The sequence below is a fragment of the Microvirga flavescens genome (genome assembly GCF_003290125.1).
GTDB classification, from domain to species: domain Bacteria; phylum Pseudomonadota; class Alphaproteobacteria; order Rhizobiales; family Beijerinckiaceae; genus Microvirga; species Microvirga flavescens.
The window spans coordinates 458251-480652 of sequence record NZ_QMKH01000002.1; the positions used below are offsets into that span (position 1 = coordinate 458251).

Sequence of the window (22402 nt, forward strand, 5' to 3'; positions counted from 1 at the left end):
CGAATTTTGCTCGACCGGCGGGGCTTTGTTGCCCCTGCTGGCCCGCCGCCCTAATTAAGCCGTCGCGAGGATCGTCGCGGCGGCTTTTTTCATGAGCAAGGTGCAGCACCAGACGGAAGCGCTTCCCGATCGCGCCAGGATGGCGCGTGAGATCGAGCTCAAGCTTGAATTCGCCCCCCGCGACGTCCGCCGCATTCTGCGCCATTCCATTCTCGCCGCAGCGAAAGCCCTGCCCCATCGGGGTGGGCACCTTCACGCCGTCTATTACGACACGCCCGATCATGCCCTGGAAAAAGCGGGCCTGTCGTTGCGCGTGCGTCAGGAACGGGGACGCTCCGTTCAAACAATCAAGGCAGAACACAAATCTCATTCGCTTGCTCTCGACAGGGCCGAGTGGGAATGCTTGGTCGAGAGCGATGCGTTCGACCCGGCAGCGGCGGCCGGGACGCCTCTTGCGCGCTTTTTATCCGACCCCGCAACGCGTGACAGGATCACGCCGCTCTTCACTGTCGACACTGACCGGCACGCCTTTCTGATCGAGCGCGACTCTTCACAGATCGAAGTCGCCATCGACACGGCAAAGGCCACGGCGGCAGATCGCGCGGAACGCTTTGGCGAAGTCGAGTTGGAATTGAAAGGTGGCGAACCGGGCACTCTCTTTGCCCTCGCGCGTGAACTGGCTGAGACCATTCCGCTGCGTCTCTCGCTCATGACCAAGTCGGAGCGTGCTTACGCGCTTTTAGAGAAGTCCGCGCTCAAACCCGCGCGCGCGGAACGCATCCACCTTCCGCAGCACCAGACGAGCGCGGAAGCCTTCCAGATCGTCGCGCGCTCATGTCTGGCTCAAGCCATTCGCAACGACGCGGTCTTGCGCAAGACCGGTGATCCCGAAGTTCTCCATCAACTGCGTGTCGGGTTGCGCCGCCTGCGCGCCGTGACCTCCATTTTCAAAGGCCTTCTTCGCGACAAGGGAAGCCGTGCGTGCTGCGCGGAACTGCGCTGGATGGCGAAGCGGCTCAACCGCGCGCGCGATATGGATGTGCTGCTCGACAACCTGCATCGATCGCATGCGCCACGAAGCGATGTGCGGACCATCGAAGCGCACCGGCAGAAAGCCTATGATGCCCTGTTCAGAACGCTTGCCAAAGGCCGCTTTGAGAGCTCCTTTCTTGAACTTGCCTCATGGATCGAAACCGGAGCGTGGTTGACGCGCGACAAGCGCAAAGCGCGTGCGGCGCGGCTCGAGCGCGTGGAAGAACGCATCGCGCGCGATCTCTCCCGACGTTGGAAGCGGATCAGGAAAGGGATCACACGCCTCGACGCCCTCGATTTCGATGAGCGCCACAAGCTGCGTATCAGGATCAAGACGTTGCGCTACGGCTCCGAATTTGCCATCGACCTGTTCGATGCACCCGAGATCAGGCGAAAGCGCAAGGCGTTCCTCGCTCAGCTCGAGGCCATGCAGGACGCTCTCGGAGAGATGAACGACCAGGCTGTCGCAGGAATTTTGGCGCCGAAACTGAAAAGCGCACCGAAGGAAACGAAACAGCGGCAGCACAAACTCCTCGGCAAGGCAACGGCGGCAGGCGGGGAACTGTTGAAGAGCGGGCCGTTCTGGCTCCCTATGCCCCGCGGCGCGGATCTAAGCCGCTTGAAGAAAGCCGTTTGACCATCGATAAGGGGGGCATGACCGAAACCGCTCCTGACACCTATCTCGAAATCGGCCGCAAGCTCTTCGCCGGCGAGGCGGACTTCATCTGGGCTGCGACCTCCCTGAAGAACCTGCCGCCCATGAGCAAGGTCGAGATCGCCTTCGCCGGGCGCTCGAATGTCGGAAAATCGAGCCTTATCAACGCCTTGACGGGGCGCAACACGCTGGCACGCACCTCCCACACGCCGGGGCGCACGCAGCAGCTCAACTTCTTCAACATCGGCGACCGCCTCCACCTCGTCGACATGCCTGGCTACGGCTACGCGGCGGTGGAAAAGGAAAAGGTGGCCGCCTGGACGAAGCTCATCCACGAATACCTGCGCGGCCGTGCCAGCCTGGCGCGCGTTTATGTGCTGATCGACTCCCGCCATGGCATCAAGCAGACGGACGAAGCCGTTCTCGAAACCCTCGACAATGCCGCCGTCTCCTACCAGATCGTGCTGACCAAGGCGGATGAACTGAAAAAGGGCGAAATCGAGAAGTGCATCGCCGATACCGCCGCGAAAATCGCCAAGCGAGCGGCGGCCTTCCCCGAAATCATGCCGACCTCGAGCCGCGCCGGCGATGGCATCCCCGAATTGCGGGCAGCCATCGCCCGGATCGTTGCTGAAAGAAGCGGCTCATGAGCTTGTCCGATCGCCTCCTTCTCGCCCTCGCCGCCCTCGCGGGAGTTCTCGGTGTCGGCCTTTCCGCCGCCGCAGCGCATGTAACAGGCGGCGGCAGCCTGCAGATTGCGGCGCAATTCCTGCTTTTCCACGCCCCGGCGCTGCTGGCGCTCGTCGCCCTGGTGAAGGCTGATGCCGTTTCTCCGAGACTGGCCCGCCTTGCCGGCTTCGTGCTCGTGCTCGGCCTTGCCCTGTTTTCCGGCGACCTTGCCAGGCGAGCGCTCGCCGGGGAGGCCCTGGCCCCGATGGCGGCCCCGACCGGCGGTGTTCTTTTGATGGTCGGCTGGGCGCTGCTCGGCCTGTCTCCTTTTCTGCACCGACGCGCCTGAAGTCTTGAGTTTTCAGGGCGGTGCGGCTGAGCTAGAAGGCAGGCCGCTCGCCCGATTCCCGAAGCCGGAGCCTTTTGATGTCCGATACGTCCTCTACCGACCCGCTCCCGAACGTGCATGTGCGCGCGGAGGTTCTCGCTCAGGCTCTGCCGCATATGCAGCGCTATGACCAGCAGGTCGTGGTCATCAAGTACGGCGGCCATGCGATGGGTGACCGCGCGGCGGCCGAGGATTTCGCGGAAGACGTGGTGCTTCTCGAACAATCGGGCATCAAGCCCATCGTCGTGCACGGCGGCGGCCCGCAGATCGGCAAGATGCTCGACAAGCTCGGCATCAAGTCCGAGTTCAAGGCGGGCCTGCGCGTCACCGACGCCGCCACCGTCGAGGTGGTCGAGATGGTGCTGGCGGGCTCCATCAACAAGCAGATCGTGGGCTGGATCGGCGCCGAGGGCGGCAAGGCCGTCGGCCTGTGCGGCAAGGACGGCAACATGGTTACCGCCCGCAAGGTGACCCGCACGACGGTCGATCCGGATTCGAACATCGAAAAGGTGGTCGATCTCGGCTTCGTCGGCGAGCCGGAGCATGTGAACCGCGCTGTGCTCGACCAGGTTCTCAGCGCAGAGCTCATTCCGGTTCTCGCCCCCGTCGCCGTCGGCCAGGATGGCGAGACCTACAACGTCAATGCCGACACCTTCGCAGGCGCCATCGCCGGCGCGATGCAGGCCAAGCGCCTGCTGCTGCTGACGGACGTTCCCGGCGTGCTCGACAAGAACAAGAACCTCATCCCAGACATGACCATCGAGGATTGTCGCCGCCTGATCGCGGACGGCACTATCACCGACGGCATGATCCCGAAGATCGAAACCTGCATCTACGCCCTTGAGCGCGGCGTGGAGGCGGTCGTGATCCTCGACGGCAAGGTGCCGCATGCGGTGCTGCTGGAGCTGTTCACCGACCACGGCGCGGGAACGATGATCCGCCGGGGCTAAGTGTCCCGGCAGGCGTCGCTTGGCGATCCGGCCAACTCTTCCTATATTACCTTCAGTGGGGCCACACTTGGCCCCATTGTCGTCTGTAAGAGTGCTATGAACGCCTTCGAACCCCTCGATCCTGCCAAGCCCGTTTCCGAAACACGGACCTTCGCGCATGTAGATGTCTGGGTCTTCGACCTCGACAACACCCTCTACCCGCACACCTCGCGCATCTGGCCGCAGATCGACGAGCGGATCACGCTCTACATCGCCGACATGTTCGGGCTCGACGGCATGTCGGCCAAGGCGCTGCAGAAGTATTTCTACTACAAATACGGCACGACCCTGCGCGCGCTCATCGACGAGCACGGCATCGACCCGCACCATTTCCTCGATTTCGCGCACGACATCGACCACACCTCGCTCGAAGCGAACCTTAACCTTGGCACTGCCATCGGGAGTTTGCCGGGGCGCAAGCTGATCCTCACCAACGGCTCACGCAAGCATGCGGAGAACGTGGCGAAGAAGCTCGGTATTCTCGACCACTTCGAGGATGTGTTCGACATCGCCGCCGCCGATTTCGTGCCCAAGCCCGAACGGCGCGCTTATGAGAGCTTCCTCGACAAGCATGCCGTCGATCCGGCGCGCGCGGCGATGTTCGAGGACCTCGCGAAGAACCTGATCGTGCCGCGCGAACTTGGCATGATGACAACGCTGGTCGTGCCCAAGACAGTAGACCCCTTCCGCGAGGCCTTTGAGCAGGACGCGGTTCCAGAGCCGTATATCGACTTCATCACGGACGATCTCACGGTCTTCCTGAAGGGCTGCGCTAAGCCCAAGCCCTGACGCACGAATGGAAAGCCGCGAGGAATCGAGCGGAACGGTGAGAGACGAAAGAGCGGCGATCGCCGCCGCTCTTTGTGATGGCTCTCAAGCCGCCTTCGTGTTCACGCTGGTTTTCGCGATGCGGTTGAGTTTCTCGTCAGTGGCCTTTTCCTGATCGAGAATTTGATGCAGCAACGCCGCGCTGTCTTCGCGCCCGAGCCGCCGCGCCCATGCGGCAAGCGTTCCGTAGCGGTTGATCTCGTAGTGCTCGACGGCCTGGGCCGCGGCAATGAGCGCGGCATCGAGAACCTTCTTGTCCTCCACATCGCCCGCGATGTCCTTGGCCTCATGGATGATGCCGTTGATCGCCGGACAGGTCACTTCCTTCGGCTTGTGACCATGCAGGCTGAACACTTTCTCGACGATCTTGATCTGCTCATCCGTCTCAGTGAGGTGCGACTTGAAGGCCTGCTTGAGCTGGGGATCGCTCGCTTTGTCGACCATCTCCGGCAACGCTTTCTTGATCTGATGCTCGGCGTAATAAATGTCCTGCAGCGTATGCACGAAGAGATCGTCCAGAGTTTTGATATCCTTCGAGAAAAGGCCCATTATTTCATTCCTTCGATTGCGGTGGGACGCGCGGCGCAAAGCGCCATCGGCGCGTGACGTGTCGCCTCGACGGGGAATGAACGTCGCGTCGGAAGATCCGTTCCTCTATTGAGGGAACAGCTTCGCTCTTCGCCGCAATATGCTGGAAGGATATCCTATTCGACCGCGCGCAGGCTGCGGCCTTGTGTTTGCAGCAGGTCCGGCCCCTCGGCAGATTCGCCCTTGTCGAACTCGAGCGTTTCGATCCGCCTACCGCGCTTTTCGATCTTGTCCGTCGATGTCTTGATCTGCGCCACGTCTTCCTGCGCTTGACGGAAATGCGTGTCGAGCTTCGAGACGCGCGTCGACAGGCGCTCAACGTCGTCGAGGAGTTTCCTCACTTCGGTCTGGATGACACGCGCCTCTTCGCGGATGCGCGCATCGCGCACGAGCCCCTGCATCACCTGAATAGCCAGCGCGAGAAGGGAAGGCGAAACGATCACGATGTGCGCGCGATGGGCCTTTTGCACCACATCGTCGAAATATTCCGCGAGATCCGCGTAAATCGATTCCGCCGGAACGAACATCAAGGCCACGTCCTGCGTCTCGCCGGGGATGAAGTACTTCTCCGCAATGTCCTTCACATGGGTGAGCATGTCGCCACGAATGCGGGCCGCTGCGCGCGTGCGCGCTTCATCACCGCTCGCATCGCGAAACTGCGTGAAGCTCTCTAGTGGGAACTTCGCGTCGATCACGAGACCGCGCTCATCGCCCGGCAGCCACACCACGCAATCCGGGCGCGTGCGGTTGGACAGCGTGTGCTGAAACGCGAAGGCATCGCTCGGCAGGCCATCGCGGACGATCGCCTCCATGCGGCCCTGCCCGTAGGCGCCGCGCGTCTGCTTGTTGGCCAGAATATCGCGCAGGCCCACGATCTCGCCGGTGAGGTCCGTGAGGTTCTTCTGGGCGACGTCGATGACGGCGAGCCGCTCGTTGAGCTTGGAGAGGTTCTCGCTCTGCTGCTTGGTGGAGGCCTCGAGCCCCTGCCCCAGGCGGTGCTGCATGCCGTCCATGCGCTCCGAGAGTAGGCGGACGAAATCGCTCTGACGGCTGCCGAAGACCTCGGCCATCGTCTGCATGCGGCCCGTCATTTCGGCGTGGATGCGGGCAAGCTCCGCGACCTTGTCGTCCATCTCCCGGGCCCGCTCGGCCGATGTCGCCTCCGCGATTGCCTGCTCCCGCCGCGCCCTGAAAAGAAGTATGGTGAGGGTGAAAAGGAGGATCAGGGCCAGGCCCGCCATTCCAAGGGCGAGTTCAACCCAGGTAACGACCGTGGATCCAAAAGTCAGGACGGGAACATTCATCGGCATACGTCTTTCCGCGATTCGGGCTATACGAACAGATCACGAACGATTTGACCATCCTCAAGCGAAACCTTATCTCCAGCTACCATGACCATCAGACCTCTTGTCATTCTGCCCGATTCCCGCCTGCGCCTCGTTTCCAAGCCCGTGGAGCGCATCACGGACGAGATCCGCACCCTTGCCGACGACATGCTGGAAACCATGTACCACGCCCCCGGCGTGGGCCTGGCCGCCATCCAGATCGGCATCGACCTGCGCGTCGTCACGATGGACGTCTCGAAATCCGAGGCCGAGGGCGAGCGCCAGCCGATGGTGCTGATTAACCCGGAAATCGTCTCCTCCTCCGAGGAGTTGAGCGTTTACGAGGAAGGCTGCCTCTCGATCCCCGAATATTACGAGGAGGTCGAGCGTCCGACCCGGGTGCGCTTCCGCTACATGAATCTTGAAGGCGCAACGGTCGAGCAGGATGCCGATGGCCTTCTGGCAACCTGCGTCCAGCATGAGATCGACCATCTCAACGGCGTCCTGTTCATCGACTACCTGTCGAAGCTCAAGCGCGACCGGGTGATGACCAAGTTCAAGAAGGCCGCAAAACGCGAGGAAAAAACCGCATGAGCCTGCGCGTCGTCTTCATGGGAACGCCCGATTTCGCCGTGCCGACGCTTGCCGAGATCGTCGGCCAGGGGCACGACGTCGTAGCGGTCTACACACGCCCCCCGGCCGCTGCCGGGCGCGGCATGGAGCTCAAGCCCTCCCCCGTTCATGCGCTTGCCGAGCGCTTCGGCCTCAATGTCTTCACGCCGCAGACCCTGCGCACGGAGGAGGCGCGGGAAACCTTCCTCGACCATGAGGCCGATGTCGCCGTCGTCGTCGCCTACGGCATGATCTTGCCGAAGCCCATTCTCGAAGCGCCGCAGCTCGGTTGTCTCAACCTTCACGCCTCGCTGCTTCCGCGCTGGCGCGGCGCCGCGCCGATCCAGCGCGCCATCATGGCCGGAGACCCGGAAACCGGTGTCGCTGTGATGAAGATGGAGCAGGGGCTCGATACCGGCCCCGTCGGCATGGTCGAAAAGGTTGCCATCGGCCCCGACATGAATGCGGGCGAGTTGCACGACAAGCTTATGGTGCTCGGCGCGGACCTGATGGTGCGCGCGCTGGCGGCGCTTTCGCGCGACGGCTTGAACTTCACGCCGCAGCCGGAAATCGGCGTGACTTATGCACACAAGCTCACCAACGACGATGCACGCATCGATTGGAGCCTGCCCGCGCAGGCGGTGCACAACCATGTGCGCGGCCTCTCGCCCTTCCCCGGTGCGTTCTTCAGCGCCGATTTCGGCAAGGGTACCGAGCGGGTGAAGGTGCTGCGTACGGCGCCCGCGGACAAAGCGGGCGATGCCGGCATGCTGCTCGATTCCAACGGCACCATTGCTTGCGGCGAAGGTGCTGTCCGCCTTGTGCAGGTGCAGCGCGCGGGCAAGTCTCCCATGAGTGCGGAAGAGTTCCTCCGCGGCGTTCGCCTGGAAGCGGGTGTGAAGCTCTTATGAGCGTGGCGCTTCGCATCCGACAGGAAGAACCCGCCGACAGGGAGGCGATCCACGCGCTTCATTGTGCGGCTTTCGGGCAGAGTGCGGAAGCGGATCTCGTCGACCGACTGCGCGAGAACGGCGATCTGGTTCTCTCGCTCGTTGCGGTGGATGAGATCGTCGTCGGGCATGTGGCCTTCTCGCCTCTCGCGAATGACGCCGGATTGAAGGCGAGCGCGCTCGCACCCTTAGCGGTTCTGCCGTCCCATCAAAGGAATGGTGTCGGCTCGGCTCTCGCGAAGGAAGGGCTGCGTCTCCTCGCCGAAGAAGGGCATGGTCTCGTCATCGTTCTCGGCGAACCCGCCTATTACGAACGCTTCGGATTCAAACCTGAAACGGCTAGCCGCTTTCTCACGCCTTATGACGGCCCGTATCTTCAAGGCTTGATGCTCTCCACCATCGATCCTCTCCGGCCTGCAACGCTGCATTATGCGCGCGCATTTGCGGGGCTCGCCTGACATGCCGCGCTACAAGCTCGTCGTCGAATACGACGGCACACCTTATTCCGGTTGGCAGCACCAGCAGAACGGGTTGTCGGTTCAGGAAGCCGTCGAGGACGCCATAACCCGCTTCGCCGGACATAATGTGCGGATCCATTGCGCGGGGCGTACCGATGCAGGCGTGCACGCGACCCATCAGGTCGTGCATGTGGATCTCGAAAAGCATTGGCGTTCTGACACCGTTCGCGATGCCACGAATGCGCACCTGAAACCGCAGCCCGTCGCGATCCTCGCTGCGGAGGAAGTGCCGGACACTTTCAACGCGCGCATCTCGGCGGTGAAGCGGCACTACCTGTACCGCATCCTCAATCGCCGCGCGCCGCCAGCCCTCGATGCTGCCCGCGTGTGGCATGTGGCGTGGCGGCTCGATGCCGCGATCATGCACGAGGCAGCGCAGCATCTCATCGGGCGTCACGACTTCACGACATTCCGCGCGGCGGAGTGTCAGGCGAGCGGCCCCGTGCGCACACTCGACCGGCTCGATGTGGAGCGCATCGGCGACGAGATCCGCATCTTCGCCTCCGCGCGCTCGTTCCTGCACCATCAGGTGCGCTCGATGGTCGGCACGCTGGAACGCGCGGGCGCGGGCAAGTGGTCTAGCGATGATGTGAAAGCAGCGCTCGATGCGCGCGAGCGCCAGCGCTGCGGCCCGATGGCTCCCTCGACGGGGCTTTACCTGATTGGGGTCGATTACCCTTAGCCGATCAGGCTCTGCATTATCTCGCCGATGGCGAGGTTGAGCATGAGCCCGAGCAGCACGATGCAGAAGGCGAGACCTGACGACACGCCCAGCGTCGCCCGTGTGGCGAACCATTGCAGGCGGGCGAAGATGATGGCGAAGGCCACGGAAAACAGGCAGGCAAGCGCGGGCGTCGCCCAGCCGATCACCAGAAGCAGCGCCGGAACGGACAGCGCGAGAAGCGCCATGACGCTGATCCAGTTTGTGACAATGACGAAGGGCACGTAGCGATCCGTGCGCCGCAGCTTTCGTGAAAGCCAGATCATCGCGAGCGGAAGAGCAAGAAAGCTCGCCGCGAAACCGAGGGCCACCGCCACATCCAGCCAGATGCTGCCGAAAAGCGCGCGATCCGGCAGCAAAAGCCCAAGCCTCAACCGCTCCATTGCGATGGAAACCACATAAGCCGGAAGCGCCAGCCAGATCGCGGCGAAGGAGCGCCAGAAGCCGCGCTCGCTCATGTCGAAGGCCTTCAGCCCCTCCGTCCGGCTGTGAAGCAGATCAACCGCGCCTTTAAGCGAACGGTTCACTTCATCGGCTGAGAGGATCATCGGCGGCCTCCGACAGGCTCCTCGAACAGAACCGCCCGCGATGAGCACTGGTTCCGTTAAAGACTAGACTTTAGTCTAGTATGTCTGAGCCGGAGGGCCTGTCAGCCCTTGGAGGCGAAATAAGCGTCGAGAACCTTGCGATAAATCGCCGCCAGACAGTCAAGGTCGGCCACGGCCACGCGCTCATCGATCTGGTGCATGGTCTGACCAACGAGGCCGAATTCCACCACTGGGCAATCGTTCACGATGAACCGAGCATCGGACGTGCCGCCGGTGGTGGACAATTTCGGGCGGATGCCGGTTTCCACTGCGATGGCATCGGCGATGAAACCGACGAAATCGTTCGGCGGCGTGAGGAACGCGATGGCGTTGGTCGGCTCGAGGTTGAGCGAATAGCGCACCGTATTGCCCGCCGCCTCGCGCAGACGGCGCGTCAGCTCTTCCTCGAGGCTCTGCGGCGACCACAGGTCGTTGAAGCGGATATTGAAGGTGGCCCGCGCCTCGGCGGGGATGACGTTTGCGGCGGGATTGCCGACATCCACCGTCGTCACTTCGAGATTCGACGCATCGAAATGCGCCGTGCCCTTGTCGAGCGGCTCCTTCAGGAGGCCTTCGAGAAGGCGCATGAGGCCGGGAATGGGGTTTTCTGCGAGATGCGGATAGGCCACATGCCCCTGCTTGCCTTCCACCACCACATGGCCGGTCAGCGAGCCACGACGGCCGATCTTGATCATGTCGCCGAGCCGCTCGGGATTGGTCGGCTCGCCAAGGATGCAATGATCGAACCGCTCGCCCCGCGCCTTGGCCCATTCGAGAAGCTTGACCGTGCCATTGATCGCCGGCCCTTCCTCATCCCCCGTGATGAGGAAGCCGATGGAGCCGGGAAAATCGGGATTGTCCTTCAGGAAGGACAACGCCCCCGCCATCATGCAGGCAATGCCGCCCTTCATGTCGACCGCACCGCGCCCATAAAGCTCGCCGTTATCGATCTCGCCGCTAAACGGTCCATGCCGCCAGCGCGCTTCATCGCCGGGCGGCACCACATCCGTGTGGCCTGCAAAGAGCAGATACGGCGCGCCCGTGCTGAACCGCGCGTAGAGGTTCTCAACATCCGGCGTGCCGGGTTCGGAGAAGACGGGACGATGAACCTCAAACCCCGCTTCGCGCAAAATGCTTTCGATGAAGGAAAGCGCGCCGCCTTCCGCAGGCGTCACGGAGGGGCAGCGCAGGAGGGATTGGGCGAGAGCGAGGGGGGATGTGTCGATCATGTAGCAGGAACTCTAAAGATACTATCCGTTGCTGGCTCCGCTCCATAACGATTACGGCCGACAGAGCCTTGCAAAAAGGCAAGCACAAAAAAGTAAACCAACGCCAGGCCCCAAATTGCCCAAACAAGGAAGGACATTTCAGCTTTAGTGACACCGAAAAGAGCCAGAAGTCCTAACTCCTTACTCATTAGAAGGGTAAATATAACTCCAAATAACGCCCAGAAGCCGCTCCTATCACGATCCTGAAAACGTTTCGCATCCACAGCATAGGCAGGATAGATCATCGCAAGCCCGAAACTCAGCACTGGTATGAAATATTGCTCTTCGAACTTCTCGTGAAGGCTGGAGATAAGCCACGGTGAAATACTGAGCGAAATTAAAACGAGGCTGCTGATCCACCATTGCGCACGTCCAATCCGCCCTTTCGGTGAGAAAAAAAGCCAGAGCATGAAGTCAAAGAATTGCTTCACGGCTTAATCCCGCAACAAGTCATTGATCGCCGTCTTGGCGCGCGTCTGGGCATCGACACGCTTCACGATAACCGCGCAGTAGAGCGACGGGCCGGGCGTGCCGTCGGGCAGCGGCTTGCCGGGGAGCGAGCCGGGGACGACGACGGAGTATGGCGGCACGCGACCGATGAAGACTTCGCCCGTGTTGCGGTCGATGATCTTCGTCGAGGCGGAAATGAAAACGCCCATCGAGAGCACGGAGCCCTCGCCGACGATGACGCCTTCCACCACTTCCGAGCGCGCTCCGATGAAGCAGTTGTCCTCGATGATGACGGGGTTCGCTTGCAGCGGCTCCAGCACGCCGCCGATGCCCACGCCACCGGAGAGGTGAACGTGCTTGCCGATCTGCGCGCAGGAGCCGACCGTGACCCACGTATCGACCATCGTGCCTTCATCGACATAAGCGCCGAGATTGACGAAGGAGGGCATGAGCACGACGTTCGGCGCGACATACGCGCCCCGGCGCACCACGCAGTTCGGCACGGCGCGGAAGCCTGCCTGCTTGAACTCGGCCTCGGACCAGCCATCGAACTTGGAGGGCACCTTGTCCCACCACACGGCATTGCCCGGACCGCCCTTGATGATCCCCATGTCGTTGAGGCGGAAGGACAGGAGCACGGCTTTCTTCAGCCATTGATTGACCTGCCACTCGCCGCCAATCTTCTCCGCCACGCGCGCCTTGCCCGTGTCGAGGAGGTTGAGGGACTGCTCCACGGCCTCGCGCACCGCGCCTTTCGTCGATGGGCTCACATTGGCCCGGTCTTCCCAGGCTGCATCGATTGTCGTGGCGAGATCTGCGAAAGGCATGGGGAAAGCTCAAGCTATGAATGCGGATGCAATCTGATTAGCAAGGTGGCTTGAACCTGTCACCTGAGAGAAGCTAGGCATATCGGCGAAGAAGAGGGCCCGTGATGATCGAGATCAGCGCTTTGCAAGAACATGAAACCGATGCCGCGGTCGCGTTATGGCGAACAGTCAACCTGACGCGTCCCTGGAACGACCCCTATGCCGACATCGATCTTGCCCTCAAATCCCCAATCGCAACCGTTCTTGCCGGACGCAAGAACGGGCAGCTTGTGGCGACAGCCATGATTGGATCGGATGGGCATCGTGCCTGGGTCTATTATCTCGGCATCACCCCTTCTTTGCAGGGACAGGGGCTTGGCCGGAAGATGATGGAGGCCTGTGAAACCTGGGCCAGCGACAAGGGCGTCAGCAAGATCCAGCTGATGGTGCGCAACGATAATCTCGCGGTGAGGGAATTCTACCAATCGCTTGGTTACAAGCCGAGCGACGTGGTCGTGCTGTCGCGTTGGCTCGACGAGAATAGTCAGGAGTTAGAACGTCGTTCGTTGCTTGATCGCGGCTGAGAGCGTGCCTTCATCGAGGTAGTCGAGCTCGCCGCCGACAGGCACGCCATGCGCGAGCTTCGTGACCTTCACCGGCAGATGGCTCAAGAGGTCCGTCACGTAATGCACGGTCGTCTGGCCGTCGACGGTGGCGTTCAGCGCCAGGATGACTTCGGTGACGCCGGGTTCGGAAGCACGCGCGACGAGGGTTTCGAGATTCAAATGCTCCGGACGCACGCCATCGAGCGGCGAGAGAACGCCGCCGAGCACATGATAGCGCGCGCTGATCGCACCGGAGCGCTCCAGCGCCCACAGATCAGACACGTCCTCCACCACCACGAGGATCGCGAGATCGCGGCGGTGGTCGGCGCAGATCGTGCACGGATCAGACGTATCGACATTGCCGCAGGATGCGCACACGACGATACGCTCATTGGCGACGCGCATGGCATCGCTCAACGGATTGAGCAGCGTCTCGCGTTTCTTGATGAGATGAAGTGCCGCGCGTCGCGCCGAACGCGGTCCAAGCCCCGGCAGCCGCGCCAGAAGCTGGATCAGACGTTCGATTTCAGGACCGGCGACGGATTGAGCCATCGAGATCTCAGAACAGCTTCAGGCCCGGCGGCAGGGGCAGGCCCTTGGTGAGCGCGGCCATACGCTCTTCCGTGGCGCGGTCTGCCTTGCCCTTGGCGTCGCTCATGGCGGCAACGATGAGATCTTCCAGGATCTCCTTTTCGTCCGCATTCATCAGCGACGGGTCGATGTTGATCGCACGCAAGGTTCCCTTGGCGGTCACCTTCACGACGACGGCGCCGCCGCCGGCAGTGCCTTCGACTTCGACGTTCTCCAATTCGGCCTGCGCATCCTGAAGTTTCTGCTGCATGGCCTGGGCTTGCTTCATCAATCCCATGATGTCGCGCATGAATTCTACTCCAGTTCGTCGGTATCGGTTTCGCCCGCCGCGTCGATCTCGGCATCGTCCGAGGCTTCATCGCCGGCTTTGTCGGCGCGCTCGACCACGTTCACGATCTGCGCGCCGGGAAACTTGGCGAGCACCGCCTGCACGAGCGGGTGAGAGGCCGCGCCGTCCTTGCGCTCCTTCTCCGCCGCATCTGCCTTTTCTTTCAGCGTCGCCTCGCCATCCTGCGAGGACAACGCGACAACCCAGCGCTGCCCGGTCCATTGCTGCAAGGCCCGCGAGAGATCGTTGGCGATGGCGCGGCTTGCGCCATCGGCGAGGTTGAACTCGATGCGTCCTTCCTCGAACCGCACGAGGCGCACATCCCGCTCGAGCGCGGCTTTCAGCACGATCTCGCGCTTCTCGCCCATGAGCGCGACAACGTCCTCGAAGCGGCGAAGGCGCATGACGGGCGCGCCCTGCGGCGGCTCGGGTCGGGGTTGCGGCATGGCTTGCGATGTTGCGAGCGCGACATTGCCGGAAACAATGGGGCCGCCACCACCGGAAGGCCGCGTCGGCGCAGGCGAAGGCGTGCCGCCTGATGGCAACGGTGTACCGTCCTTCAACGCGCGCAAAGCCTCATCCGGCGTCGGCAGGTCGGCGGCATAGGCAAGGCGCACGAGCACCATCTCGGCGGTCGCCACGGGACGGTTTGAGCTCTGCACTTCGGGCAAACCCTTGAGCAGAATTTGCCAGGTGCGCGAGAGAACGCGCACGGAAAGCTTCGCCGCGAATTCAAGGCCGCGCGTGCGCTCGGCCTCGGAAAGCGCCGGATCCTTCGCCGCCTCCGGAATGAGCTTGAGGCGCGTGACCGTGTGCGTGAAGGCGGCAAGATCGGAGAGGATCATGCCGGGGTCGGCGCCTGCATCGTATTGCGCGCGAAGCCCCGCGAAGGCCGCCGGAATATCGCCGCGCATCACCGCCTCGAACAGGTCGATGACGAGCGTGCGGTCGGCAAGGCCGAGCATGTCGCGCACAGTATCGGCCTTCACGATGCCCGCGCCGTGCGCGATGGCCTGATCGAGCAGCGACAGCGAATCGCGCGCGGAGCCTTCCGCCGCGCGGGCGATGGCGGCGAGCGCCTCCGCTTCGGCCTGCACGCCTTCCGCGTCGCAGATGCGGGAGAGATGCGCCACGAGCTTGTCCGCCTCGATGCGCCGCAGATCGAAACGCTGGCAGCGGGAGAGGATCGTGACCGGGACTTTCCGGATTTCGGTGGTCGCGAAAATGAACTTCGCGTGCGGCGGCGGTTCCTCAAGCGTCTTCAGGAAGGCGTTGAACGCCTTCTCCGAAAGCATGTGAACCTCGTCGATGATGTAGACCTTGTAGCGCGCGGAGACGGGCGAATAGCGGATGCCGTCGATGATCTGACGCACGTCGTCGATGCCGGTGTGGGACGCGGCGTCCATTTCCAGCACGTCCACATGGCGCGATTCCATGATGGAGGCGCAATGCACCCCGAGTTCGGGCATATGGATCGTGGGGGCGCCGGAACCGTCGGCCTTCTGATAATTGAGGCCGCGCGCCAGAATGCGCGCCGTCGTCGTCTTGCCGACGCCGCGAACGCCGGTGAGCATCCAGGCCTGCGGAATGCGGCCGGTCTCGAAGGCGTTGGAGAGGGTGCGCACCATCGCTTCCTGCCCGACCAGATCCTCGAAGGTGCTCGGGCGGTATTTGCGGGCAAGAACGCGATAGGGCGAAGCCGAGGCTTCAGCCGTCGGCGCAGCCGGGAACCCCGGCAGGGCCGGCTCGTCATTCAGGGGCGTGCCGGCTGTGGTTTCGTCCATCGGCTAAAGGCTTTGGAATGATCGTTAGCGCCTAGAAGCGCAGGGTGGGAGGCTGGACGAAGACCCGTTCGGTCTCGTTAGGGCTGCTTCCTTCCGGATCTGACCCGGTTGGCGAGTGAGACGTCCCTCGCCAACCTCCCGAGGCCTATATGAGGTTTTCGGGAGAGGAACGCAAGCAGGGTGGCGGGGCCTTGAGCGTCATCCCGGGGCCGCGCCCGCGGAACCCGGGATCGCCGGGCAAGAATGGCGCTTTATCCGGTTTACGATCCCGGATCGCCTCAAGGGCGTCCGGGATGACGCACTCGGAACGGCTGACACCGCTCGGCAAGCTGGAGTACAAGGCTTCCATGACCTTCCAGCTCGATTCCCGCCTTGAAGCGGACACCATTCCCATCGGCGATCTGTCCCTCTCCTCGGTCCTGCTCCTGAACGACGCCCGGTTTCCCTGGTTCGTGCTGGTGCCTCGCCTTCCCAATGTCAGCGAGATCACGGACCTGTCGGAAGAGGATTATGCCCAATTGGCACGGGAGATCCGCATCGCGACCGGCGTGATGCTGGAGCTGGCGAAGCCCGACAAGGTGAATGTAGGGGCGCTCGGCAACATCGTGACCCAGCTTCATGTGCACGTCATCGGGCGCTTCCGGTCCGATCCGGCCTGGCCGGGTCCCGTCTGGGGCCACGGCTCCCGCACCCCCTACCCCGACCACGCGGCGACGGCACTGATCGAGCGCGCCGCCGCTCTGTTCAAGGCGGCCTGAATGTCCATCGGCTACGCGACAAACCACCTCGTCCGCCACACCGCCGAGGGCGATCCGGAGGCGCTTTCGCGCTTTGCCGCTGATCCAAAGACGGCGATGGTGGTTATCGCGGGCGACCTTCCGGTCCTGCTGGCCGGCACACCCGGTTCGGGCCTCCTCCCGGCCTCGGTGCTGGAGCGCCTGCCGGAACACAAGGAGCAAGTGTTTCTCGGCACGTTCGCCGGCCAGCCGACCGTCGCTACCCTCGCCTCACCCGAAGCCGCCGAGCTTTTCCGTGACGATCCCGCCTTCGTCGTCGCGGACCTGCGCAGCATCGCCGTTCAAGGCCTCGTGCGGCAGGAGGAGCTGGGCCTTCTCGCGACGGCGAAATCCGTGCTCGATTGGCACTCCCGGCATCGCTTCTGCGCCAATTGCGGCGCGGCGACGCATTCCGCGCAAGGTGGTTTCCGGCGCGATTGCGCTTCTTGCGGCACGCAGCATTTTCCGCGCACGGACCCGGTGGTCATCATGCTGATCGAGCACGGCGACAAGTGCCTCCTCGGACGGCAGTCCCGCTTCGCCGAGAAAATGTATTCCTGCCTCGCGGGATTCCTTGAGCCGGGAGAGACCATCGAGGACGCCGTGCGGCGCGAGACGTTCGAAGAAGCGGGCGTTCGCGTCGGCGCGGTGCGCTATGTCGCCTCGCAGCCCTGGCCTTTCCCCTCATCCCTGATGATCGGCTGCATCGGCGAAGCGTTGTCGGACGAAATTGTCATCGACGAAAACGAACTTCAGGACGCGCGCTGGTTCTCCAAGGAAACGGCGCGCCTCATGCTGGACGGAACGCACCCGGATTTCGCCGCCCCCTCCCCCATCGCCATCGCCAACCACCTCCTGAGGACATGGGTCGCGATGTGAGGAAGCATCAGGCGGCGTTCGACGCGAGCGCGAACCGATAGGCCACCTCGATCACGGTCTGCCCGCGTAGTTCAAGGGGCTGCTCAGGGCCGGCTATGCCGCCGAGCGCTTCATAGAAGCGGCGGGCAGACAAATTCTCTTTCAGAGCCCACAAGCCCGCAGCCAGGAATTCCTGCTGCGACAGATGATCCAGAACACCCGTCATAAGACGGCGGCCAATGCCCTGCCGCTTCACCTTGTCGAGAAGATAGATGGCGTAGATCTCGGCATCGGTGTCCAGCGGGACCGCTCCTTTCGACCGCACCGGCCCGCCGCGTGCGAAACCGACGATCCCATCCTCTGCCGTCTCGGCAACTAGAAGCCTCGCTCGCGGATCGGGCTGCGCGAAGGTTGAGCGCCACATCCGCGCACGCTCTTCAACCGACAGGCCCGCAAGCGATTCCGCCGAGAGAAAATCCTTGTAGGATTCCCGCCAGCCTTGGACATGCACGCGGGCGATGCCCTCGACATCCGCCTCCAAAGCCTCGCGAACGACGATTGTCACTCAGCTGCGTCCTTGACCGTCTCCCGGAAGGGCGCGGCCGGATAGACGCCGAGGATGCGCAACTCGCGGGAGAAGAATTCAAGTTCCTCCAGAGCGCGCTTGAGATTGGCGTCCTCCGGATGGCCTTCCACTTCCGCGTAGAACTGGGTCGCCGTGAAATCGCCCTCGACCATGTAGCTTTCGAGCTTCGTCATATTGACGCCGTTCGTCGCGAAGCCGCCGAGCGCCTTGTAGAGCGCCGCCGGAATGTTGCGCACGCGAAAGACGAAACTGGTGACGGTCGGTCCCTTGTCCGCAGGCGCCCATTGCGGCGTCTTGGAGAGGATGACGAAACGCGTGGTGTTGTGCGCCTCGTCCTCCACATCCTCAGCCAAAATCTTCAGGCCATAGATCGAGGCTGCCATGCGCGGGGCAAGAGAGGCCCGCGTTGGGTCCTTCCATTCCGAAACCTCGCGTGCGGAGCCTGCCGTGTCGCCGGCCACATAGGCCTTGAGGCCGAGCTTGCGGATGATCTTGCGGCACTGGCCGAGGGCATGAACGTGGCTGTGCACACTCTTGATGGTGCCGAGATCAGCTCCCGGAATGGCCATGAGCTGGAAGTGGATCGGCAGGAAATGCTCACCGATGATGTGCAGCCCCGACGTCGGCAGGAGGTGGTGGATATCAGCCACGCGGCCCGCGATCGAGTTTTCGATCGGGATCATGGCCAGGCCCGCCTGCCCGTCATTCACGGCGGCGAAGGCGTCCTCGAAAGTCGGGCAGGGAAGAACCTCCCACTCCGGATAGGTCTGCTCGCAGGCGGTATGGGAGTTGGCTCCCGGCTCGCCCTGGAATGAAATGACTTTCTTCATGGCTTCCTCCGAGCCGCGATGATTGCGCGCGCGCGCTCCAGATCGTGAGAAGTGTCGACGCCGAGCGGAACATCGTCGACCAGAATGGCGTCGATCCGCATGCCTGCCTCGAGCGCCCGCAATTGCTCGAGCTTTTCGCGCAGCTCCAGCGGAGACGGCGGCAGGCTGACGAAGCGTTGCAACGCCTTGCGGCGGTACGCATAGAGCCCGATGTGATGGTACAACGGCCCCTCCCCGTAAGGAGCTGTCGCACGCGTAAAGTAGAGAGCGCGGAAGTGTCCGGGGGCGATCTCGCTGCCGACCATCTTGACGACGCTGGGCTCGGTCTTTTCCTCGTCTCGCGTAATCAAGGCGACGAGGGTCGTGATCGCGACGTCAGGGTTCGCCAGAGGTGGGACGGACGCGGCGATCACCCTGGGGTCGATGGTCGGCAGGTCGCCCTGGACGTTCACGACGATATCGTGCCGCCCTTGCGGGTCGATCTTTTCCACAGCCTCGTGAATACGGTCGGAGCCCGAGGCGTGGTCGGCCTTCGTCATGACGGCGACCCCGCCCACAGCCTCGACGGCGGCGGCGATTTCCGGGGTATCGGTTGCCACGACCACGGGGCCGACACCCGCCTCGGTGGCCCTGCGCCAGACATGGACGATCATCGGCTCGCCTTCGATATCGGCCAAAGGCTTGTTCGGCAGGCGCGTCGCCGAAAGGCGCGCGGGGATCAGGACGAGGGGGTTCGACATGTCTGGACGATGGTTAAGGAACGTGCGGCGTCCTTACCAAGGCTGGGCGGCTTTGTCATGGCTTGCTGCTGCAAGATCTGCCCTCCCCTCCCAACCCCGGCAGCCCTCAGTTCCCGCATTTTCACGAGACAAAAGCCAAGCTGCGACCAAGAGACAGACAAAACCCCATTGTCAAACGCCCCTCTCTGTGGCTAAGCAACGCCACTGTCCCGCGCGGGTGTCGCCCGCGCATGTCCAACCTTGCGCTGGTTCCGCCGTGACTGAAAGGCGAGGAGAGCCCATTCCATGAATATCGAGGCCAATAAGATCGCGGGCGCCGTTTTCGGCACGCTTCTCTTCGTGGTTGGCGTGAATGTCATCGCTGGCGGCCTGTTTGCCCCCAAGAAGCCTGCCATTCCGGGCTACGACCTCCCGGCTCCGGAGGCTGGCGCCGAGACCGCGGCCGCCAAGCCGGCTCCCGCCGAGCCGCTGCCGGTTTTGCTCGCCAAGGCTGATCCGGCCAAGGGGCAGAACGCTGCCAAGAAGTGCGCCGCCTGCCACACCTTCGAGAAGGGTGGCGCGAACAAGGTCGGCCCCAACCTCTACGGCCTGGTCGATCGTCAGGTCGCCTCGCATGAGGGCTTCAACTATTCCGGCGCCATGAAGGCCAAGGGCGGAAAGTGGACCTACGCGGATATCGACCACTTCATCCAGAGCCCGAAGGGCTTTGTCTCCGGCACCATCATGGCCTTCGCGGGAGTGGCCCAGGCCCAGGAGCGCGCGGACATCCTCGCTTACCTGCGCACCCTGTCTGACAGCCCGGTTCCGTTCCCGGCGCAGTAAGGCATTTCGCCATCTCGTCATTTTGAAGCCGGGCCCCGTGGCCCGGCTTTTGTTTTTTGGCGGCTATCCCTTACGTTCATCATGAGTGAATCGCGTATGCCCGCTCTCACGGCAGCGTCCGCAAGCCCGGAGAAAAACATCCATGAAACGGCCGAGCCGCAGAGACGTCGTCCTTGGAACCGCGGCCGCCACGGCCTTGAGCGCCATGCCCCGCCACGCCCTCGCCCAGGCGGGTGAAGAGATTGAAACTTACGGCCTCTCCAGCTTCGGCGAACTGCTCTACCCGCAGGATTTCAAGCATTTTTCCTATGTGAACCCCGCCGCGCCCAAGGGCGGGACGCTGGCGATTCAGCTCAAGCAGGGCTCAGGCAACCAGAATTTCGACACCTTCAACACTCTCAACATCTTCGTGCTGAAAGGCGATGGCGCTGCCGGCATAGGGGCGACCTTCGACAGCCTGATGACGGGATCAGGCGACGAGCCCGATTCGGTCTACGGCCTTGTGGCCCGTGGTGTGCGTGTCTCGAAGGACAAGCTCACCTACCGCTTCCTGCTGCGCCCGGAAGCGCGCTTCCATGACGGCTCGAAGCTCACCGCGCGCGATGCGGCCTTTTCCATCAACATCCTGAAGGAGAAGGGCCACCCCATCTACCGGGCGATCCTGAGCGAGGTGATCTCAGTTGAGCCCGAGGCGGATGATGTGCTGCGCGTGCGGCTCTCCGAAAAGCGCAGCCGCGACCTGCACCTCGTCGTGGCGGGCATGCCGATCTTCTCCGAAAAATTCTGGCAGGGCCGCGATTTCGAAGCCGCCACGCTCGATCCGATTCTGGGTTCGGGCGCGTACAAAGTGGGGCATTTCGAGCCGGGCCGTTTCATCGAGATCGAACGGGTTCCGGACTATTGGGCGAAGGATCTGCCCGTGAATGTGGGGCAGAATAATTTCGACCGCATCCGCTACGAATATTTCCGCGACAGGACGGTGGCGTTCGAGGCGTTCAAGAACGGCACCCTGAACTACAACGAGGAATACACATCCCGCATATGGGCGACCGGCTATGATTTTCCCGCCCTCCGCGAAGGGCGCGTGAAGAAGGAAACTCTCGAGGACGGCGGCCCGGTGTCGATCCAGGGTTGGTACTTCAACACCCGCCGCGAAATGTTCAAGGATCCGCGCATCCGCGAAGCCATCGGCCTCGCTTTCGATTTCGAATGGACGAATGCCAACATCATGTTCGGCCTCTACAAGCGGCTGACGTCTTATTTCGAGAACACCGACATGCAGGCCAAGGGTCTTCCCTCGCCGGAAGAACTGGCGCTGCTCGAACCGTTCCGCGACAAGCTCCCGCCGTCTGTTTTCAAAGAGCCATATACGCCGCCTGCTTCAGACGGTTCGGGGCAGGACCGTAAGTTGCTGCGCCGGGCCGACGAATTGCTGCGCGAGGCTGGCTGCAAACGCGAAGGCAACGTGTTGAAGCTGCCGAATGGCCAGCCATTCACCATCGAGTTTCTTGAAAATTCGGCAGCCTTCCAGCCACACACGCAACCCTTTCAAGCCAACCTCAAGAGGCTCGGCATCGAGGCGCAATCGCGCATCGTGGACGCGGCGCAATACCAGCGGCGCATGGACAGTTACGATTTTGACATGGCAAGCCGTGCGCTCAGCGGCGCACTCACGCCCGGGGACGAGTTGCGCGTCATCTACGGCTCCGAAGCGGGTAAGGCGCCGGGATCGCGCAACATCGCCGGCATTGCAGATCCGCCTGTCGATGCGCTGATCGAGCGGATCGCCCGCATCGACAACCGCAAGGATCTCAACATCGCTTGCCGCGCGCTCGACCGCGTGCTGCGCTCGGGCCAATACTGGATTCCCATGTGGTTCAAGAACGCCGACTGGGTCGCCTATTGGGATATCTTCGCCCGCCCAGACAAGCATCCTCGCCTCGGATCTGGCGCGCCAGGCACCTGGTGGTACGATGCCGAAAAGGCCAAGCGGATCGGAAAGGGCTGAGCGTGGCGGACAAAAGCGACTTCGGGTTTGACCGCATGCTCGAATACGGCATGAAATATTCCAGCGCCTTCAGCGCCACACATCCCGG

General features: G+C 62.8%; 26 protein-coding genes and 1 other RNA gene. 14 read left to right on the plus strand and 13 right to left on the minus strand.

From position 1 onward, the window contains the following. Positions 1-91: 91 nt before the first annotated feature. The 5 genes from DQW91_RS06960 (at position 92) to DQW91_RS06980 (ending at position 4522) form a co-directional block, all read left to right on the plus strand. On the plus strand, positions 92-1669 hold the full coding sequence (locus tag DQW91_RS06960; protein ID WP_112662844.1) for a CYTH and CHAD domain-containing protein: 1578 nt from the start codon (positions 92-94) through the stop codon (positions 1667-1669). Between the two features lie 17 nt (positions 1670-1686). Next, positions 1687-2337, plus strand: a complete 651-nt coding sequence (yihA, locus tag DQW91_RS06965; RefSeq protein ID WP_112662957.1) for a ribosome biogenesis GTP-binding protein YihA/YsxC — start codon at positions 1687-1689, stop codon at positions 2335-2337. Further along, positions 2334-2705: a DUF423 domain-containing protein gene (locus DQW91_RS06970; RefSeq protein ID WP_112662845.1), complete on the plus strand. Its 372-nt coding sequence runs from the start codon at positions 2334-2336 to the stop codon at positions 2703-2705. Before yihA ends, DQW91_RS06970 begins: the two co-directional genes overlap by 4 nt. Before the next feature lie 77 nt (positions 2706-2782). Next, complete coding sequence (gene argB / locus DQW91_RS06975; RefSeq protein ID WP_112662846.1) at positions 2783-3694, plus strand: acetylglutamate kinase; 912 nt, start codon at positions 2783-2785, stop codon at positions 3692-3694. 96 nt (positions 3695-3790) lie between these two features. After that, positions 3791-4522: a pyrimidine 5'-nucleotidase gene (locus tag DQW91_RS06980; RefSeq protein ID WP_112662847.1), complete on the plus strand. Its 732-nt coding sequence runs from the start codon at positions 3791-3793 to the stop codon at positions 4520-4522. An 84-nt stretch (positions 4523-4606) separates the two neighbouring features. Here DQW91_RS06980 and DQW91_RS06985 read toward each other — a convergent pair whose 3' ends face one another. Further along, positions 4607-5110 (minus strand): YciE/YciF ferroxidase family protein, encoded by a 504-nt coding sequence (locus DQW91_RS06985; RefSeq protein WP_112662848.1) that lies wholly within the window; start codon positions 5108-5110, stop codon positions 4607-4609. 155 nt (positions 5111-5265) lie between these two features. Beyond that, the gene (locus DQW91_RS06990; protein WP_112662958.1) at positions 5266-6453 is read right to left on the minus strand and encodes a DNA recombination protein RmuC; all 1188 of its coding nucleotides are present in this window, start codon (positions 6451-6453) and stop codon (positions 5266-5268) included. An 87-nt stretch (positions 6454-6540) separates the two neighbouring features. Between DQW91_RS06990 and def the strand changes: the two genes are divergently transcribed. The 4 genes from def to truA are packed head-to-tail and all read left to right on the plus strand — an operon-like array spanning position 6541 to position 9236. Continuing rightward, complete coding sequence (gene def / locus DQW91_RS06995; RefSeq protein WP_112662849.1) at positions 6541-7068, plus strand: peptide deformylase; 528 nt, start codon at positions 6541-6543, stop codon at positions 7066-7068. Further along, a complete protein-coding gene (fmt, locus tag DQW91_RS07000) occupies positions 7065-7997 on the plus strand; it encodes a methionyl-tRNA formyltransferase (protein WP_112662850.1) in 933 nt (310 codons plus the stop codon). The genes def and fmt overlap by 4 nt, the downstream gene beginning before the upstream one ends. Beyond that, positions 7994-8494 carry a GNAT family N-acetyltransferase gene (locus DQW91_RS07005; RefSeq protein WP_112662851.1) on the plus strand — a complete coding sequence of 167 codons (501 nt, stop codon included), beginning with the start codon at positions 7994-7996 and terminating at the stop codon, positions 8492-8494. Before fmt ends, DQW91_RS07005 begins: the two co-directional genes overlap by 4 nt. A gap of 1 nt (position 8495) precedes the next feature. Continuing rightward, complete coding sequence (gene truA / locus DQW91_RS07010) at positions 8496-9236, plus strand: tRNA pseudouridine(38-40) synthase TruA (RefSeq protein ID WP_112662959.1); 741 nt, start codon at positions 8496-8498, stop codon at positions 9234-9236. Here truA and DQW91_RS07015 read toward each other — a convergent pair. The 4 genes from DQW91_RS07015 to dapD all read right to left on the minus strand — a co-directional run bounded on the left by DQW91_RS07015 (position 9233) and on the right by dapD (position 12407). Continuing rightward, entirely contained in the window at positions 9233-9823 is a 591-nt protein-coding gene (locus DQW91_RS07015; protein ID WP_112662852.1) for a hypothetical protein, read from the minus strand. The two genes, truA and DQW91_RS07015, sit on opposite strands and share 4 nt — an antisense overlap. A 101-nt stretch (positions 9824-9924) precedes the next feature. After that, the gene (gene dapE / locus DQW91_RS07020; protein WP_112662853.1) at positions 9925-11091 is read right to left on the minus strand and encodes a succinyl-diaminopimelate desuccinylase; all 1167 of its coding nucleotides are present in this window, start codon (positions 11089-11091) and stop codon (positions 9925-9927) included. Continuing rightward, positions 11088-11561 (minus strand): DUF805 domain-containing protein, encoded by a 474-nt coding sequence (locus tag DQW91_RS07025; RefSeq protein WP_112662854.1) that lies wholly within the window; start codon positions 11559-11561, stop codon positions 11088-11090. Before DQW91_RS07025 ends, dapE begins: the two co-directional genes overlap by 4 nt. A gap of 3 nt (positions 11562-11564) precedes the next feature. Beyond that, positions 11565-12407 (minus strand): 2,3,4,5-tetrahydropyridine-2,6-dicarboxylate N-succinyltransferase, encoded by an 843-nt coding sequence (gene dapD, locus DQW91_RS07030; protein WP_112662855.1) that lies wholly within the window; start codon positions 12405-12407, stop codon positions 11565-11567. Between the two features lie 104 nt (positions 12408-12511). On the opposite strand from dapD, the gene DQW91_RS07035 reads away from it, so the two are divergent. After that, a complete protein-coding gene (locus DQW91_RS07035; RefSeq protein ID WP_112662856.1) occupies positions 12512-12970 on the plus strand; it encodes a GNAT family acetyltransferase in 459 nt (152 codons plus the stop codon). Here DQW91_RS07035 and recR read toward each other — a convergent pair. The 4 genes from recR to ffs form a co-directional block, all read right to left on the minus strand. After that, on the minus strand, positions 12938-13543 hold the full coding sequence (gene recR / locus DQW91_RS07040) for a recombination mediator RecR (protein ID WP_112662857.1): 606 nt from the start codon (positions 13541-13543) through the stop codon (positions 12938-12940). The two genes, DQW91_RS07035 and recR, sit on opposite strands and share 33 nt — an antisense overlap. Positions 13544-13550: 7 nt before the next feature. Continuing rightward, a complete protein-coding gene (locus DQW91_RS07045) occupies positions 13551-13871 on the minus strand; it encodes a YbaB/EbfC family nucleoid-associated protein (protein WP_112662858.1) in 321 nt (106 codons plus the stop codon). Positions 13872-13876: 5 nt separating this feature from the next. Beyond that, positions 13877-15694 carry a DNA polymerase III subunit gamma/tau gene (locus DQW91_RS07050; protein ID WP_112662859.1) on the minus strand — a complete coding sequence of 606 codons (1818 nt, stop codon included), beginning with the start codon at positions 15692-15694 and terminating at the stop codon, positions 13877-13879. A gap of 43 nt (positions 15695-15737) precedes the next feature. Continuing rightward, an RNA gene (gene ffs, locus DQW91_RS07055) (signal recognition particle sRNA small type) lies at positions 15738-15834 on the minus strand. Positions 15835-16041: 207 nt separating this feature from the next. Between ffs and DQW91_RS07060 the strand changes: the two genes are divergently transcribed. Continuing rightward, on the plus strand, positions 16042-16452 hold the full coding sequence (locus DQW91_RS07060) for an HIT domain-containing protein (protein WP_112662960.1): 411 nt from the start codon (positions 16042-16044) through the stop codon (positions 16450-16452). Beyond that, the gene (gene nudC / locus DQW91_RS07065; RefSeq protein WP_112662860.1) at positions 16453-17349 is read left to right on the plus strand and encodes an NAD(+) diphosphatase; all 897 of its coding nucleotides are present in this window, start codon (positions 16453-16455) and stop codon (positions 17347-17349) included. Between the two features lie 7 nt (positions 17350-17356). Here nudC and DQW91_RS07070 read toward each other — a convergent pair whose 3' ends face one another. The 3 genes from DQW91_RS07070 to DQW91_RS07080 are packed head-to-tail and all read right to left on the minus strand — an operon-like array spanning position 17357 to position 19484. After that, positions 17357-17893: a GNAT family N-acetyltransferase gene (locus DQW91_RS07070; protein WP_112662861.1), complete on the minus strand. Its 537-nt coding sequence runs from the start codon at positions 17891-17893 to the stop codon at positions 17357-17359. Then, positions 17890-18744: a prephenate dehydratase gene (locus DQW91_RS07075; RefSeq protein WP_112662862.1), complete on the minus strand. Its 855-nt coding sequence runs from the start codon at positions 18742-18744 to the stop codon at positions 17890-17892. Before DQW91_RS07075 ends, DQW91_RS07070 begins: the two co-directional genes overlap by 4 nt. Then, positions 18741-19484, minus strand: a complete 744-nt coding sequence (locus DQW91_RS07080) for a 3-deoxy-manno-octulosonate cytidylyltransferase (RefSeq protein WP_112662863.1) — start codon at positions 19482-19484, stop codon at positions 18741-18743. The genes DQW91_RS07075 and DQW91_RS07080 overlap by 4 nt, the downstream gene beginning before the upstream one ends. 285 nt (positions 19485-19769) lie before the next feature. Here DQW91_RS07080 and DQW91_RS07085 point away from each other — a divergent pair, with 285 nt between their 5' ends. Both DQW91_RS07085 and DQW91_RS07090 read left to right on the plus strand, forming a co-directional pair. Further along, positions 19770-20306: a c-type cytochrome gene (locus DQW91_RS07085; RefSeq protein WP_112662864.1), complete on the plus strand. Its 537-nt coding sequence runs from the start codon at positions 19770-19772 to the stop codon at positions 20304-20306. 142 nt (positions 20307-20448) lie between these two features. Continuing rightward, the gene (locus DQW91_RS07090) at positions 20449-22314 is read left to right on the plus strand and encodes an extracellular solute-binding protein (RefSeq protein ID WP_112662865.1); all 1866 of its coding nucleotides are present in this window, start codon (positions 20449-20451) and stop codon (positions 22312-22314) included. Positions 22315-22402: the final 88 nt, after the last annotated feature.